Raw genomic sequence first — 16353 nt, forward strand, 5'->3', positions numbered from 1 at the left:
CTGCCCCGTCATCATGCGATCGCGACCGTGAACTGGATTTCGACGCGGATATCCGGCAGACCGAGAACGGCCTCGACGGTGGCGCGCGCCGGCGGTGCGTCGATCCAGGCCGTCCATGCTGCGTTCATCAGGTCGAAATCGCCGATATCGCGGAGCCAGATCGTGGCGGCGAGGACCGCGTTGCGGGTAACGCCGAGCGTTTCGAGATAGCTGTCGGCCTTGGCGAGGATTTCCGCCGTCTGGCCTTCGGTGTCCTTGCTGCGGTCATCCGCCGTCAGTCCGGAGAGATAGGCGGTGTCGCCATGAACGACGACGCGCGAAAGCCGCGCGTTTGTATCAAAGCGTTGGATTTGCATGCGCCCCTCATTTCACTTCTGTGCGTTCCGAACGGAAAGCCGCGTTATGAGCTATTTTCTGGAACAGCCGGGCACGCGGCGCAAACAACCGCAACCTTCGGGCTTATAATCAATAGTTATGAAGGGAGGGGGCGCGGACGGCGCTATAAGTTCGGCCGGTCAGGTCATGGCAATTTGTTATCAAGTTTGTCCGCCGGCCAAGGCAAGGCGATGCTATCTCTTGGGCAATGAGAATATTCGAGAGGTGACCATGGCCGCAACGAACGCGCCGCCATTGCTTGTGATCGACGGGGTAACCGCCGAAGCGCTGGTCACGCCCGAAGAGACGATCGCGCTGGCGACAAGCGCGCTGAGAAAGACGTCCGACGGCAGCATCGCGCAGGATATCCGCCGCACCCTGGCGCTGCCGGGCATGGCCGGCACCTGCCTTTCCGTAATGGTCGCCGCCGAAGGTCCGCAATCCGGCGCCAAGGTGCAAACGGTCTATCCCGAAAACTTCGGGCACGGCCTGCCGTCCCATCAGGGCGGCGTATTGCTGTTCGACGGCGATCACGGCCATCCGGTGGCGCTGATCAATGCCCATGCGATTACCGGGCTCAGGACGCCTGCCGCGAGCGCCGCCGCCACCCGAACGCTTGCACGGGGGGATGCGGGCGAACTTGCGGTTCTCGGTTATGGCGAGCAGGCCGACCGGCATGTCGATATGATCGCGCTGGTGCGCCCGCTTCATCATGTCCGGGTCTGGGGCCGTGATCGGCGGAAGGCCGAAGCCTTCGCCCGCCGCCAGCGCGACAAGGGCATTGCGGCAACGGCGTTTGACACGGCGCGCGCGGCAGTGGCGGAAGCGGATATCGTCTGCACCGTGACATCGTCGGCGGAACCTGTGCTGCACGGCGCATGGCTTTCGCCGGGCGCGCATGTGAACGCGGTGGGTGCGAGTGTCGCCGGCCTTCGCGAGATCGATACGGATTGTGTGCTGCGGGCGAAGGTATTCGTCGATTATATGCCAATGGCGCTCACTTCTGCATCTGACCTGATCGATCCGCTGGAGGCCGGCCTCATAGAGCGCGGCCATATAAGGGGCCAAATCGGCGCGGTGTTTGCGGGCGATCTTCCCGGACGCGAGAGCGATGACGAAATCACGCTCTACCGGTCCCTCGGCGTGCCGGCGCAGGATATCGAGCTTGCCCGTTTCATCTATCTCAGAGCCAGGGAACGCGGGTTTGGCGTGACCGTGACACTTTAGCGAGGACATCATGCTCGAATGCCAGAAACACCTGTTTTCGATCCCCGATCACATCAGCTATCTCGATGCGGCCTACATGTCGCCGATCCCACGCATCGCCGAGGAGGCCGGTCGGGCGGGCACGGGGGTGAAGGCCGCGCCTTGGGACATGACGATCGGCAACTACTATGATGATGTCGAGGCGGCCCGCGCGCTGGCTGCGTCTTTCATCGGCGCGACGGCGGATGATATCGCGGTGATCCCGGCGACCAGTTACGGCATCGCGGTGGCAGCGGCCAATGTCGCCGTTCCCGAGGGCGCGGCGATCATCATGATGGAAAACGAGCATACCTCGCATCGCTATGCCTGGTACGAACTGGCCCGGGCGCGCGGCGCGAAAGTGGTCACGGTTTCGCGTCGCGACGGAGAGGAATGGGGCGCAGCCCTCGTCGCGGCCATTCGCCATAGCGATGCCCCGGTCGCCGTGGTGGCGGGCACGCTCCTGCACTGGTTCGAAGGCATGACGGTCGATATCGAGGCGGTTGCCGAGGCTGCGCGCGACGTCGGCGCGGCGCTGGTGATGGACGGCACCCAATGGGTCGGGGCGGTACCCTTCGATGTCGCGCGTATCCAGCCGGATTTTCTGTCCTTCGCCACCTATAAATTCCTGCTCGGGCCTTACCGATTGGGTTTCCTTTATGCGTCCGAGAAATGGCAGAAGACGGGCCGGCCGATCGAGTTCCATTCCTGGAACCGCGCCGGTGGCGAACGTCCGGATTTCTACCTGGAAACCATGCCCGGCTATCTCCCCGGCGCCCGCCGTTTTGATATGGGCGAACGCTCCGACTTTGCCGTGCTGCCGGTCGCGCTTAAATCCATGGAACTGCTGAAGAGCTTGGGCGGCGCGGCCGTTCATGAGCGGCTTCTCCACCTCAACCGGTTGATCTGGGCGGAGGCGGAAGCCATGGGGCTTGGCGGGCCGGAGCCCGAAATGCGCGTCGGCCACATCGCCGTCATCGAGCTCGGCGAGCGCTATCGCGACGGGCTCGCCGGCATGCTGAAGGAAAAGGGCGTCCACGTCACCGTGCGCGGCACGAAGATGCGGGTCTCTCCGCATATCTACAACGACGAAGACGATGTTCGGGCCTTGTTTGCAGCGCTGAAGACAGCGACGGCCTGAGCGCATGCGTCACGCCTGATCGCCGGGTGGGTTGCTGAGTTCACCGATCTCGCGGTCGACCACATTCATAGTCTCCCGGGTCTTCTGGATCAGGTGCTCGATGAAGGTGTCGGCCACGGAGGAGGCGATCGTGCCCCATGGGCGGTAGACGCTGAGATTGACGTCGAGATGGGGGCGGAAATCGCGGATTTCGATCGCCTTGTCCCGCGCCATCCAGGCCGAGAGCCGGTCGATGACGGCAACGCCGACGCCCTCGGCAACGAGGTTGACGCAGGTATCCGAAAGCGTGGCCTCGAGCTTGGTGCGGCGCGTCACGCCCCGTTCCTTGCAGAGGTCGTCAAGCTGGCGGCGCATCCGGTCGCCGACGCCGAGGGAGACGAAATCCTGACCATCGAGATCGTCGACCTGGACCGCCGACAGGCGCGAAAGCGGATGCCCCTTCGGCATGATACAGACCGGCGGCGTCGCGACCAGCGAGCGGCGCACGACCGAGGGGCTTTCGTCATCCACTTCGGCCGCGACCGCCACGTCAAGCTGGTTGCGGCTGGTGCGCTGGACGATGGTGGCGGAGCTGCGGATATCGAGCGTGATCGAGACATCCGGATAGTCCCGTGTGAAGCTCGCGACGATCGAGGGCAGCAGCGTCAGGCCGAAGGCGGGCAACGCCGCGACATTCAGCCGTCCGCTCCTCAGTTCGCGGATTTCGCGCGCGGCGGTCGAAATGCCGCGCACGGACTCAAACACGCGCTTGACCTCAGCATAAAGCATATGCGCCTCCGGCGTCGGGACGAGACGCTGGCGGTGGTTGCGAAACAGCGGAAAGCCGGTCTTGGCGGTCAGCTGCAGCAATATCTTGCTGACGGCCGGCTGGGTGATGTTGAGCGCATCGGCGGCCCTGGTGGTGGTGCCATGCAGCATGACGGCCGCGAATGTCTCGATCTCACGGGGCGTGAACTCGCCTTCATCCAGTATCAAACGGGCCTCCGTTCATCCGCCGCTCAATGCGACAAGGCTAGTCGCCTTTCGGCGAAATTGAAACCGGCGGTGATCACCCAGGCCAGCGCAAAATAGACGATTGCCGCAGCAAACAGCGGCTCATAGACCCGGAAGGTCTGCCAGCGCACCATGTTGGCCGCGCCCATCAGCTCGAAGACGGTGATGGTGGAAGCAAGCGCCGTGCCCTTCAAGAGCAGGATATTCTGGCCGCCGATGGAAGGAAGCGCAAGCCGTAGCGCCTGCGGCAGCAGGATGCTCAGGAATATTCGCGCCCTGGAAAGTCCGAGCGAGCGCCCGGCCTCGGCCTGCCCCTTGGGAACGCCTTCGATCGCGCCGCGCCAGATCTCCCCGCAATAGGCGGCCGTGTTCAGGGACAGCGTGAAGAAGGCGTAGCCGTAGGCGCTGCGAAACAGCGGCCAGAAAGGGCTGTATCTGAGCGCCGGTATGCCGGCAAGAATCTGGCCGACGCCGAAATAGACCAGATAGAGCTGGACGAGCAGCGGCGTGCCGCGAAAGGCGAGAATGAAGGCCATCGCCGGATAGCGCAGCCATTTGTGCTTCGACATCCTCAAAAGCGCCACCGGCAGTGCCAGCACATTGCCGGCAAGTGCGGCGGTGAAGAAAAGCACGATCGTCGCCTGAACGCCGATGGCGAGCTGCTGGACCAGATAGAGGGTAAAATCGCTCATCGCGGCCTCCACGCCTTGGAGTAGCGTTCTTCCAGCAGATGCAACAGCAGCGTGGAGACGCCGGACATCACCAGAAAGATCACCGCGACGGCGCAATAGAACAGGAAATAGCGGTGGGTGGCCCCCGCCGCCATCTTGCCCGCCAACACCAGATCGGTGAAGCCGACGAGGCTCACCAGCGAGGTTTCCTTGAGCACGATCAGCCAGAGATTGCCGAGACCGGGCAGCGCCAGCGGAATTGCCTGCGGCAGCACGATCAGGCGGAAGTTCTGCCGAGGGGTAAGCCCCAGCGCATAGCCGGCTTCGGACTGGCCCTTGGCAACCGACACCAGCGCGCCGCGCAGCACCTCGGTGCTGTAGCCGCCCTGCACGATGCCGAGCGAGAAGGTTGCCGCCACGAAGCCGTTGACCTGGAACTCAGCCACCAGGCCGGTCATCTGCAAGAGCGATGTCAGGGCGTTGGTGGCAGTGTAATAGACCAGAAAGATGATCAGGATTTCCGGGACCGAACGGATCACCGAGGTGTAGAAATTGGCGATCGCGCGGGCGATCCTGTTGCCGGAGATCTTCGCCGCCGCGCCCATGAGGCCGAGGACGAGACCGAGCAGATAGGCCGTCACCGAAAGCGACAGGCTGAGCCCCGCGCCCCAGAGCAGCGAGTCGCTCCAGCCGCGATCGCCGAAGCTGAGTAGCACCAACCAGGATGAATGGGAGTCCATGGGGCTTCAATTCCGCTTGCACAAAACGATGCCGGCGCGGGCGCCGGCACCATCAATAAGGAACATCGACAGGATCATTCGCCGTAGATATCGATATCGAAATACTGCTCGGTGATCTCGCCATATTTGCCGCTGGCGCGCACGGCGGCAATCGCTTCGTTGAGCTGTTCCTTCAGCGCGGTATCTTCCTTGCGCAACCCGCCGCCATCGCCATAGCCGAACATCTGGACCTGCGGCATCGTGACCTTGATCTCGTAGGCCTCGCCGTCGGGCGTGTCGAGGAAACTCTGGATCTGGATGCCGCCGGCCGCCATCATGTCGATACGCCCAGCCTTCAGGTCGGCGATCTCGTCGTCGAGCGTCGGATAGAGCTTCAGGTCGGCGATGCCGCCAAGCTCCTGCTGCAGATAGGACGCCTGGGTGCTCGAGCTCTGTGCGCCGAGTACAAGGCCCTCCATCGTTTCGGGATCCTCCAGGTCGAATTCGCGCGGATCGGCCTTGGCGCCGACCAGCACATTCGGCGAGAAATAGTATTTGTCGGTGAAGTCGATGACCTTCATGCGCTCGTCTGTGATCGACATCGAGCTCCAGATGACATCGAACTTGTTTTCCAGAAGCGCCGGAATGATGCCGTCCCATGGAACGTCGACGATCACGCATTCCGCATTCATTTCCGCGCAGACGGCATCCATCAGGTCGACCTCCCAGCCTTCCCATACGCCGGCGGCATTCTTGACCGAGAATGGCGGATAGGGCTCGGCGGCGACGCCGAAGCGGATGACCTCGTCCGCTGCCGAAGCGATGGGCGCTGCGGCAAGGCTTGCGGCGATAATGGCGAGTGATGCGATCTTCATGCTTATTCCCCTTTTTTGGTATGGTGAAGAACGAAAGTCAGTCCGTCTCCTTCGGACCGAGGGCTTCGGCCACCGCGAAAAGACGGTTCTCGGAAAGCGGTGGCATGGAGAGCTGGATCGCGGCGGGTAGGTCGCCAGCGATCGGAAGCGGCATGGCAAGCGCCGGCACCCCGAAAAAATTGGCCCAGCGGCGGAACGTGCCGCCCGCCGGGCCATAGGTGACATGATCGCTGCCAACCATGGTTGTTTCATCGACAAGGCGCGGCGCAAGTCCGGGGGCCACTGGCGCCGCCAGCACATCGACGGATCGCAGAAGCTTGAGAAACGCGCCCTGTGTCTCCGCCCGGAAGGCGAGGGCGGCGTGGTAGGCAGTCTCATCGATCGCCAGCCCCGTTTCCAGAAAGGCATGGACGGCCTCGCCGACGTTTTCGGGGTTTGCGGCAATGATGTCGCCGTATCGAGCGGCAAATTCGTAAGCGAGGATGGTGAACCCGGCATCCGCGACCTTTGCCGCCGGTGCGAAGCGCAGCGTGGTTACCTTTGCACCCTTGTTGCGCGCGTTGCGGAGCCAGGCCTCGTGGGCCTCCTTCACCGTCGAATCCAGCGACGCGGCATGAAAATCGGGACAGAGGCCGATTGTGAGCCCGGATGGTGCGACCCGTTCACGTTCCGGCGCGGTGCGCCCCGTCATCGCGAAGTGGACAAGGCGCGTCAGCTCAAGCGATTCCGCGATGGGGCCGACGGTATCGAAGCTCGGCGCGGTCGGTAGAATGCCGGCAGCGTCAATGGTTCCATTGGTGGGCTTGAGGCCATAAAGCCCGGTTGCCGCCGCCGTCGAGCGGTTCGAGCCGCCGGTGTCGGTGCCCAGCGCCGCCTCGCAGAAACCTGCCGCCACGGCCGCCGCCGAGCCGCTGCTGGTCCCACCGGTGCCCCGATCTTCCGCGAGCGGATTAACGACCGTGCCGAACCATGGATTGGCGTGCCCGCCGGCGGTCAACTCGTGCAGATTGGTCTTGCCGATGATGATCGCGCCCTGTTTGCGCAGCGCGCTTACGACGGGCGCATCCTCGCTCGCGATCCGGCCTTCGAACAGGCGAGAGCCGCCGGTCGTCGGCCATCCGCTGACATCGATGACGTCCTTGACCGCGATCGGCACCCCGTGAAGCGGCCCGCGCGAACGACCCGCGGCAAGCTCCGCCTCCAGCCGATGGGCTTCCCGCAATGCCTCATCGGCAGCGACGAAGATCATCGCGCGTATGACGTCATTGCTCTCGGTGATCCGCGCAAAACAGTCCGAAACGCGCGCGACCGGAGAACCTGTGTCCAGGTTGTTCGCATGGCTTCCGGCAATCGTCTGCGGGTCGGCGGTCAAGACAGTTCGGCTCTTTTGAGAATTAACGACACACAAAAGCTACCAGTTGCCTTCGCGGCATCATAATGCCGGAGACAACGTGGTTGATCACCAATAGTTATGAAACTGCCTGGCGGAAATTCTATCGGTCGTTTGCCTTCTTCCGGCTGATACGGTGGATAGTTCAAATCCAACCGAGATGCGTGTCGACGCACAAATCGTGCTGGAAGGCAGCTTCTCTCACGTCCGGGCGTGAATGCGCAGTGAGGACAGGAGGGTCTGCTTCGAAGTCTTCAGGTGGTCGCGGGCCGCGGCGATCGCCGCCTCTTCGTTGCGACCCTTTAGCGCAGCGATGATCCGCAAGTGCTCGGCGATCGCAGCCTCGTTTCGTTCGCGCTCGTCCTTCTTGTCCCACTGATAATGGTAGTGGAAGACGAGGGCGATCACCTTCTGGAACTCGGCGATGAAACGGTTCTTCACCACGCTTCCAACCGCTGTGTGGAACTGTTCGTCGAGCAGGGAAAAATCGTGGTAGCGCGCCTCGATATCGCATGCGAGCTGATGGTGAGCGCACTCCAGGGTTTCAAGCTGTCTCCAGATTCCGTGAACCGGCGGCAGAGCAACCAGTTGCGAGACGGCATTGAGTTCGATCATCGTGCGGAAGTCTGAGAGTTCAATCGCGAAGTCGCGGGTAAAGCCGAGCAGTTCCCAGCCCCCGCGCGGCCGCCTGCGCACCAGCCCGAAGCGGCTCAGCGAGGCGAGAAACTCCTGCAGCCCATAGGCCTGCACGCCGAACTTGCGCGACAGCTCCGTCACGTTCAATGCCGTGCCGGGCGGTACGTCGAAGCGCAGGACCCAGTCGAGAAACTGGCGCTCCAGCTCATCCTCCGACGGCTGGGTGGAGTGGACCGCGAGCCTGTCTTTCTCCTCGGGAAGCCGGAGCAGGGTTTTCGACCGGCCTTCCCAGCTGATGAGGCCTTCCGCGTTGAGCCGTTCGAGGGCGGAGCGCACGACCGTGCGGCTGACATCGAGCTGTTGCGCCAGTGCCAGTTCGGCCGGCAGCTGATCGCCCGCCTGCCTGCCGGCGCAATAATCCAGAAGCTGGTTATAGGCTTCCCGGAAACGCTCGTCGGTTCTTGCCATGCCTGTTTCTCCACGGTTTCCTGCCCTAGCACGCGGATTGTTTTGTCGACAATGATAAAAAACAATTGACAGCCGCGTTTCCATGGATAGTTTTGTACTTAATTATATTGCACCGAATTCGGAGGAACCTATGTCGGTGGCAGCGGAGGAGCCGCATCCCCTGGGAAGAATTGGCAGGATCAGCGCCGGTACGTTTCACCAGCTATCCGCCCTGATGACGCTGGCGATGCTGATCGCGATTTTCGCCTTCGGCAATGCGGCCTTCCTGTCCGTCAACAACGGGCTGACGGTGCTGTTGCAGACATCCGTGATCGGTCTTCTCGGCATCGGCATGACGATGGTGATCATCACCGGCGGCATCGATCTCTCCGTCGGTTCCGTGCTGGCGCTGTCCGGCACGGCTGCGGGGTTGATGGTCAAGGCGGGTATGCCGGTGCCGGTTGCCATGTCGGCGGCGGTGCTGGTGGGCGCGTTCTGCGGTTTTGTGAATGGCGTCGTCATCACCAAGATGCGGATCACGCCCTTCGTCGCCACGCTCGGCATGATGATGATCGCCCGCGGAACGGCCCTGCAGCTGACGGGTGCTGCGCCGATTTCCCAGCTTGGCGAGGCTTTCGGCGTTCTCGGCAACGGCGCGCTGTTCCGCCATGTGGAGAAGCTGCCGAACGGTCTTTCCAAGGTCGTGTTTCCGGGGATTCCCTATCCGGCAATCCTGCTTCTGGTCGTTGCCATTGGCGCTGCCTATCTGTTGCGCCGGCGCGCGCTCGGTCGTCATATCTATGCCACCGGCTCCAACGAGGAGGCGGCAAGGCTGTCGGGCGTCAATGTCGATGCGACCAAGATCGCCGCCTATGCCCTGTCCGGCGCGCTCGCGGGACTTGCCGGCAACGTCCTGATGTCGCGCCTCGTCACCGCCCAGCCCAACGAGGGCGTTATGTACGAACTCGACGCCATCGCTTCCGCCGTGATCGGTGGGGCCTCGCTGATGGGCGGCGTCGGCGGCATTTCGGGCACCATGATCGGCGCCTTCATCATCGGCGTGCTGCGCAACGGGCTCAACATGTCCGGCGTATCGGCCTTCATCCAGCAGATCATCATCGGTTTTGTCGTCATTCTGGCCGTCTTCATCGACCAGTTGCGCAGCAACCGCCGATAACCAGTCAAATCATGTCTTTAAAGGGAGGAGAAACCATGAAGACGATTTTGAAAGCAGTGCTTGCAGCCAGTGCCATCGCCGCCGTGCCGTTTGCCACGGCGAGCGCGGCGGAAATCGCGGTCATCGTCAAGACGACCAATTCCAACTTCTGGCAAAACGTCAACAAGGGCGCAACGGCCGCCGTTGACGGCCAGTCGGACATTACCATGACCTTCGACGGTCCGGCTGCCGAATCCGACATTGCGGCGGAAGTGAACATGGTCGACAACGCCGTCAACAAGGGCGTCGCCGGCATCGTGCTGGCACCGTCCGACCCGGATGCGCTGGTGCCCGCCGTCAAGCGCGCCAATGAATCCGGAATCCCGGTCGCGATCATCGACTCGGCTCTTTCGGACGCTGGCAAGGGCACCTACCAGACCTTCCTGTCAACCGACAATTGCGCGGCCGGCGAGCTTGCCGCCGACAAGATGATCGAACTGACGGGCGGCGAAGGCAAGGTCGCCGTGATGTCCTATGTGGCGGGCGTCGGCTCGGAGATCGGCCGCGTCGGCTGCTTCGTCGACAAGATCAAGGCGGATTCCAAGATCGAGATCGTTGGTCCTTATTACTCGCAGTCGCAAATGGCGACGGCGCTCAACCAGACCACCGACGTTCTCGCCGCCAATCCGGACCTTAAGGGCATTTTCGGCGCCAATGAACCGACCGCCGTCGGCATGGGCCGGGCCATCAAGCAGGCGGGCAAGGCTGGACAGGTCGCCGCTATCGGCTTTGACGGCAACAAGGACCTGCAGGATTTCGTCAAGGACGGCACGCTTAACGCCATTCTGGTGCAGGGCTCGTTCCAGATGGGCGAAAAGGGCGTTCAGGCGATCATGGAGCTGATGGACGGCAAGTCCGTCGAGCCCCAGATCGATACCGGCGTCGTGCTTGTCACCAAGGACAATATCGATAGCGACGAAGCCCAGAACGTTCTCTACTGAGGCAGCAATCTCGCGCGGGACCCTAGCGTCCCGCGCGATCAACCAATGTACGATGACGCAGGACAAGTCCCATGACCCCGCTTGTTGAGATGATTGACATCGAAAAGCATTTCGGCGGCATCAACGCCGTCAACGGCGTGTCGCTCAATCTTTATCCCGGCGAGGTGGTCGGCGTTCTCGGCCATAACGGGGCGGGTAAATCCTGCTTGATGCGCATTCTTTCCGGCGCCATGGTGCCAAGCAGCGGAACGATCCGCGTTGGCGGCAAGGACGTGAAACTGGAGACGCCGCATGATGCGCGCCGCCATGGCATCGAAACCATCTACCAGACGCTGGCGCTGGCGGACCACCTCGACGCACCTTCCAACCTGTTTCTGGGACGCGAACTGAAGTCCCGCTGGGGCAATCTCGACGATCGGCGAATGATGGCGGAGGCGAAAAAGGTTCTGGCTCGGCTGAACCCGAATTTCCGCAATCTCGGCGATCCCGTCGCGCGCCTTTCCGGCGGCCAGCGGCAGGTGATCGCGATCGGCAGGGCGCTTTATTTCAATGCCAAGATCCTGATCATGGACGAGCCCACCGCCGCGCTTGGCCCTTCCGAATCCGCCATGGTTGCCGATCTCATCCGGCAACTGCGCGACGAGGGCATCGGCATCTTCCTCGTCAGCCACGACATGCACGACGTCTTCGATCTCTGCGACCGTGTCATCGTCATGAACCGGGGCGAGCAGGTCGGCGCCCACGGCATCGAAGAGGTCACCAAGGATGATATTCTGAGCCTGATCATCAAGGGCGAACTTCCGCTGGACTGGACACCCCGGAATCAAGGACAATTGCAATGAACCGCCCCGAGAAAATGCAAACCGACGTCATGACCTGCGGCGTCTGCGTCGAACCTGGCCTTTTTGAACTGCGCGAGACGCCGCTGCCGACGGAAGCGCCTGAAGGCTGGGCGCTGGTGGATATCTGCGCGGTCGGCATTTGCGGCACGGACTATCACATCTTCGAGGGGAAGCATCCCTATCTCAACTATCCGCGCGTCATCGGCCATGAGCTGAGCGGCAGGCTTGTTGCCGATGCCGCCGGGCTCTCGACGGGCGATCTAGTCGTCGTCAATCCTTATGTCTCCTGCGGGGCCTGCCACGCCTGCAAACGCGGCAAGCCGAACTGCTGCGAGAAGATCGAGGTGCTCGGCGTTCACCGCGATGGCGGCATGGGCGCGCGCATCGCGGTGCCGGTAGGCAATCTCTATCCCGCCGAGGGGCTGAGCGAGATACAGGCGGCGATGGTGGAATTCCTGTCCATCGGCGCCCATGCGGTGGCGCGCTCGGGGATTGCAGAAGGCGACAGGGTACTGGTTACCGGCGCGGGGCCGATCGGCATTGGCGCTGCGCTGTTCGCCCGGCTGGAGGGCGCCGAGGTACATTTGCTCGACCTGAGCAAGGAGCGTCTGACCATGGCGGCTGATAAATTCGGCTTCGCACATTTGCACAGTGACAGCGGCCCGGCCAGCATTCTGACGGGCGATCTGGCCTCGGGCTTCGACATCGTGTTCGATGCCACCGGTTCGGCCCGCGCGATTGAGGCCGGGTTTCCGCTTCTCGCCCACGGCTCGACCTATGTGCTCGTCTCCGTGGTCAAGGACGACATCACCTTCAACGACGCGGAGTTCCACAAGCGCGAGACCCGCATCATCGGCAGCCGCAATGCGCTGAAAGCCGACTTCATGCGGGTGATGAAGGCGATCCGCAGCGGAAAGATAGACACCGATGCGCTTCTTTCGGCCGAACTGCCGCTGGCCGACCTGCCGGAGCGCTTCGCCGCGCTCGCCTCTGACCGCAGCGGGCTGATCAAGGCCGTGGTGCGGCCATGAGCGGAGAACAGTCCAGCATTCTCCGGCTCCACGCCGAGGACAATGTCGGCATCGCGCTCGCCGATCTTAAGCCGGGCGAGGCGGGCGCAAACGAGGCCATTCCGCGCGGACACAAAATGGCGCTTGAGGCCATTCCGCAAGGCGCGTTCGTGCGCAAATATGGCCAGATCATCGGCGTTGCGACCGTCGATATCGCCGCGGGCGCTCATGTACACACGCAAAACCTCGGAGTCGGCACGGAGCGCGGCGGCGATGCGGGCACCCCTGAAATTCAGCCTATTGCGCCCGCGTCCACGCGCGATACCTTCATGGGTTACAAGCGCCCGGACGGACGGGTCGGCACCCGCAATTTCATCGGCATCCTGACGACGGTGAACTGTTCGGGGTCGGTTGCCCATTTCATTGCCGAGGAGGCCGAGCGCTCGGGTCTGTTCGCCGATCTGGAAAATGTCGACGGCGTGGTGCCGATCGCCCACGGCTCGGGCTGCGGCATGGCCGGGCAGGGCGAGGGCTACGAGACGCTGATGCGCACGCTCGCAGGTTACGCCCAGCATCCGAATTTCGGCGCGATCCTTCTGGTCGGGCTCGGCTGCGAGGTCATGCAGCTTCCCGTGCTGGCGGCGAAGAAGGAGCTGCGCGACCCAAGCCGCTTCCAATTTCTCACGATCCAGAACTCCGGCGGCACGCGCAAGACGGTAGAGGCCGCGCTGCCGGTGCTTCGTGAACTGGCCGAAACGGCAAACGCGACCAGTCGTGAACCGGTCTCGGCCGAACATCTGGTCATCGGCATGCAGTGCGGCGGTTCGGACGGGCTTTCGGGTATCACCGCCAACCCGGCGCTCGGCATCGCCTCGGACATGGTGGTGGCGCAGGGCGGCACTTCGATCCTGTCGGAAACTTCGGAAATCTATGGCGCGGAACACCTCCTGACCCGAAGGGCAAGGCCCGAGGTGGCGGCCGCGCTGATGGAGCGCATCGCCTGGTGGGAGGATTACTGTGCCCGCAATGGCGGCGAGATGGACAACAATCCCTCGCCGGGCAACAAGCGCGGCGGGCTCACCACGATCCTGGAAAAGTCCCTTGGCGCTGTGGCAAAGGGCGGGTCGGCACCACTGGAAGCGGTCTACAAATATGCCGAGCCGATCGACCGGCATGGCTTCGTGTTCATGGACAGCCCGGGCTACGACCCCTGTTCGGTGACGGGCCAGGTGGCCTCGGGCGCCAATCTTATCGTCTTCACCACCGGGCGCGGCTCTGTTTCGGGCTATCGCCCGGTGCCCTGCATCAAAATCGCCACCAATAACGATCTTTGGGCGCGCATGGGCGAGGATATGGATATCAATTGCGGCGATGTGATCGACGGCGTGCCGCTGGCCGAAAAGGGCGCCGAAATCTACCGCATGATGCTCGACGTCGCTTCCGGCCGACCGACCAAGAGCGAGGCGCAGGGTTTCGGACGGGTGGAATTCATTCCCTGGCAGATCGGGGCGGTGATGTAGCACCGCAAATTCCGTTCTGTTCGTGGGCTTTTGCCGACAGATTTACAGCCGCTCCGCCTCGCCGCAATGGCGGGTCGGATAGTACTGATTATTGCAAGCATACCTCACCTGGAGGCGCGCATGACAAAAACCCCTATCCTGCAATTCGGCACCAGCCGTTTCTTGCAAGCCCATGCCGATCTCTTCATCTCCGATGCAATGGTCGAGGGGCGGGCGCTCGGTCCCGTGACGGTGGTGCAGTCGAGCGGCGATCCATCGCGGCGCAGACGTCTTGAAGCGCTTGCCGCGCCCGGCGGATATCCTGTGTTCGTCAGAGGCATCGAGAATGGCGCGCCGGTCGAGCGGGAGGTGCGCGTCACGGCGATTGCCCGTGCGCTTGCCACCGAAACCGACTGGCCGGAAATCGTTCGCATTGCCGTGGAGGAGGCCGAGATCATTCTCTCGAATACGGGCGATGCCGGTTGGATGCCGCAGGCCGCAGACGAACTGTCGTATTTCACACAGGCCATGTCCTATCCGGCCAAGCTCACACAGCTTCTGTTCGCGCGTTTTCAGGCCGGGGGTAGGCCGCTGACGGTGATGCCTGCGGAACTGATCGCCCGCAATGGCGATAAATTGCGCGCGCGGGTTCTCGAACTGGCCACACCGCTTTCCGACGAGTTTGCGGCATGGGTGGCCGAAAAGGTCGTTTTCGCCAATTCGCTGGTCGACCGCATCGTCTCCGAGCCTCTGGAGCCGGCGGGCGCGGTGGCCGAGCCCTATGCGCTCTGGGCCATCGAAGACGCGCCGAACCTGACCTTGCCTTGCACGCATCCGGCCATCCAGGTGGTGCCCGACCTTGAGCGGATCGAGACGCTGAAACTGCATATTCTCAACCTTGGCCACACCTATCTTGTCGTAAACTGGCTGGCGCGCGGCGGCGATCAGGACCGGCTGGTGCGCGAGGAAATGGCCGATGCCGCCATTCGCGCCGATCTTGCCGATCTCTACGAACAGGAAGTCGTGCCGATCTTTCTTGCCGCTGGATATGGCGAAGAAGTGCGCGACTATGTCGAAACTACGCTCGAACGTTTCGCTAATCCCTTTCTGCTGCATCGGCTTTCCGATATCGCGCAGAACCATGGCGAAAAGATCCGTCGCCGTATCGGCGCATTTATCGGCTGGGGCAGGGGGCTTGGCTTTGCCGGTGACCAGCCGCGATTGACACGCATTGTGGAAGAGGGGGCCCGGCCATGAAGCCCAATCGTATTGGCAGGACGACGGTGGATGTCACCGACATTTCCTTCGGAGGCAGCGGCATCGGCAATCTGTTCCGCAAGATTGAGGATGAGGACGCCGAGGCTATCCTCGCCCGTGCCTGGGAGCGCGGCATTCGCTATTTCGACACCGCGCCGCATTATGGTCGCGGCCTCTCCGAACAGCGGCTCGGTCGGTTCCTCAAGACGCGCGAGCGGGCCGACTACGTTTTGTCCACCAAGGTCGGGCGGCTGCTCTCGCCGGGTCCGGCGCTTGCAGAGGCCGATGGCTTCATCGAACCGCTGCCAAATGCCGTTCGCTACGATTACTCCGGAGACGGCATCGAGGCCGCCTTCCAGCAGAGCTGCGAACGGCTCGGCACATCGCGCATCGATATCGTCTATGTTCATGACATCGGCGCCTATACCCATGGCGAGGACAATGCCCGCCACATGGCCGATTTGATGGGCTCGGGCATCGACCGGCTGCAAAAGCTCAAGGCGGCCGGCCGCATCGGCGCATTCGGCCTCGGCGTCAACGAAAACCGCGTCTGTCTCGATATCATGGCCGAGACGGAGATCGATGTGATCCTGCTGGCGGGCCGGCTGACGCTGCTCGACCGGTCGGCGGAAGAGGACCTGGTGCCGCTCTGCCGCAGCAAAGGGGTAAGCCTCGTGCTGGGCGGCATCTTTAATTCCGGCATTCTGGCGACCGGTGCCGTACCCGGTGCGCATTATGATTACGGGCCCGCGCCGGACGATATTTTAGCCAGGGTCGGCGAACTGGAGAGCCGCGCCAAGGCCGCGGGCGTATCCCTGCCTCAGGCCGCGCTGCGCTTTGCGCTTACCCATCCGCTGGCAGCGTCTGCGTTGATCGGCACGGCGAAGCTCAACTCGCTCGACCGCAATCTCGACGCGGCAGAGGCGTCTTGGCCGCCAGCCGCTGATGCCTTGCTGGAATAGGGGCGGGCTGGTAGGTCATGTACAGCACTACTCACTTGGTACCCAAGGAGGATGAGGACTGTTAGGGAGGGATCGATAGTTAGAGCATCGGGCGATTAGTCTGCAACGCATGCTGTTGATTTGAAGTAGTTCCA

16 protein-coding genes are annotated in these 16353 nt (G+C 62.7%); 9 read left to right on the top strand and 7 right to left on the bottom strand.

The annotated features are described in order from the left end of the window. Positions 1-11 precede the first annotated feature (11 nt). Complete coding sequence (locus V6767_RS17805; protein ID WP_448474677.1) at positions 12-356, bottom strand: RidA family protein; 345 nt, start codon at positions 354-356, stop codon at positions 12-14. Between the two features lie 250 nt (positions 357-606). On the opposite strand from V6767_RS17805, the gene V6767_RS17810 reads away from it, so the two are divergent. Together V6767_RS17810 and V6767_RS17815 are read left to right on the top strand one after the other, a co-directional pair. Further along, on the top strand, positions 607-1602 hold the full coding sequence (locus V6767_RS17810; protein WP_448474678.1) for an ornithine cyclodeaminase family protein: 996 nt from the start codon (positions 607-609) through the stop codon (positions 1600-1602). Positions 1603-1612: 10 nt separating this feature from the next. After that, the gene (locus V6767_RS17815; RefSeq protein WP_448474679.1) at positions 1613-2761 is read left to right on the top strand and encodes an aminotransferase class V-fold PLP-dependent enzyme; all 1149 of its coding nucleotides are present in this window, start codon (positions 1613-1615) and stop codon (positions 2759-2761) included. 9 nt (positions 2762-2770) lie between these two features. Here the strand turns inward: V6767_RS17815 and V6767_RS17820 are convergent, their stop codons facing one another. The 6 genes from V6767_RS17820 to V6767_RS17845 all read right to left on the bottom strand — a co-directional run bounded on the left by V6767_RS17820 (position 2771) and on the right by V6767_RS17845 (position 8513). Continuing rightward, a complete protein-coding gene (locus V6767_RS17820; RefSeq protein ID WP_448474680.1) occupies positions 2771-3736 on the bottom strand; it encodes a LysR substrate-binding domain-containing protein in 966 nt (321 codons plus the stop codon). A 23-nt stretch (positions 3737-3759) separates the two neighbouring features. After that, a complete protein-coding gene (locus V6767_RS17825; protein ID WP_448474681.1) occupies positions 3760-4446 on the bottom strand; it encodes an ABC transporter permease in 687 nt (228 codons plus the stop codon). After that, on the bottom strand, positions 4443-5165 hold the full coding sequence (locus V6767_RS17830; RefSeq protein ID WP_448474682.1) for an ABC transporter permease: 723 nt from the start codon (positions 5163-5165) through the stop codon (positions 4443-4445). Before V6767_RS17830 ends, V6767_RS17825 begins: the two co-directional genes overlap by 4 nt. A gap of 74 nt (positions 5166-5239) precedes the next feature. Beyond that, positions 5240-6019, bottom strand: a complete 780-nt coding sequence (locus V6767_RS17835) for a transporter substrate-binding domain-containing protein (protein WP_448474683.1) — start codon at positions 6017-6019, stop codon at positions 5240-5242. Between the two features lie 37 nt (positions 6020-6056). Then, complete coding sequence (locus tag V6767_RS17840; protein ID WP_448474684.1) at positions 6057-7391, bottom strand: amidase; 1335 nt, start codon at positions 7389-7391, stop codon at positions 6057-6059. Between the two features lie 219 nt (positions 7392-7610). Beyond that, positions 7611-8513, bottom strand: a complete 903-nt coding sequence (locus V6767_RS17845) for a GntR family transcriptional regulator (protein WP_448474685.1) — start codon at positions 8511-8513, stop codon at positions 7611-7613. Between the two features lie 130 nt (positions 8514-8643). Between V6767_RS17845 and V6767_RS17850 the strand changes: the two genes are divergently transcribed. From V6767_RS17850 to V6767_RS17880, 7 genes are all read left to right on the top strand, one after another. Next, complete coding sequence (locus V6767_RS17850) at positions 8644-9669, top strand: ABC transporter permease (protein ID WP_448474686.1); 1026 nt, start codon at positions 8644-8646, stop codon at positions 9667-9669. A gap of 35 nt (positions 9670-9704) precedes the next feature. After that, the gene (locus V6767_RS17855; RefSeq protein WP_448469589.1) at positions 9705-10649 is read left to right on the top strand and encodes a substrate-binding domain-containing protein; all 945 of its coding nucleotides are present in this window, start codon (positions 9705-9707) and stop codon (positions 10647-10649) included. Positions 10650-10720: 71 nt separating this feature from the next. Beyond that, a complete protein-coding gene (locus tag V6767_RS17860; protein ID WP_448474687.1) occupies positions 10721-11491 on the top strand; it encodes an ATP-binding cassette domain-containing protein in 771 nt (256 codons plus the stop codon). After that, positions 11488-12522 carry a zinc-binding alcohol dehydrogenase family protein gene (locus V6767_RS17865; protein ID WP_448474688.1) on the top strand — a complete coding sequence of 345 codons (1035 nt, stop codon included), beginning with the start codon at positions 11488-11490 and terminating at the stop codon, positions 12520-12522. Before V6767_RS17860 ends, V6767_RS17865 begins: the two co-directional genes overlap by 4 nt. Then, a complete protein-coding gene (locus V6767_RS17870) occupies positions 12519-14021 on the top strand; it encodes a UxaA family hydrolase (protein ID WP_448474689.1) in 1503 nt (500 codons plus the stop codon). The genes V6767_RS17865 and V6767_RS17870 overlap by 4 nt, the downstream gene beginning before the upstream one ends. Positions 14022-14141: 120 nt before the next feature. Continuing rightward, positions 14142-15257 (top strand): mannitol dehydrogenase family protein, encoded by a 1116-nt coding sequence (locus tag V6767_RS17875; RefSeq protein WP_448474690.1) that lies wholly within the window; start codon positions 14142-14144, stop codon positions 15255-15257. Next, positions 15254-16219 (top strand): aldo/keto reductase, encoded by a 966-nt coding sequence (locus V6767_RS17880; RefSeq protein WP_448474691.1) that lies wholly within the window; start codon positions 15254-15256, stop codon positions 16217-16219. Before V6767_RS17875 ends, V6767_RS17880 begins: the two co-directional genes overlap by 4 nt. The last annotated feature ends 134 nt before the right edge of the window (positions 16220-16353 follow it).

It is taken from the genome of Martelella sp. FLE1502 (genome assembly GCF_053484255.1).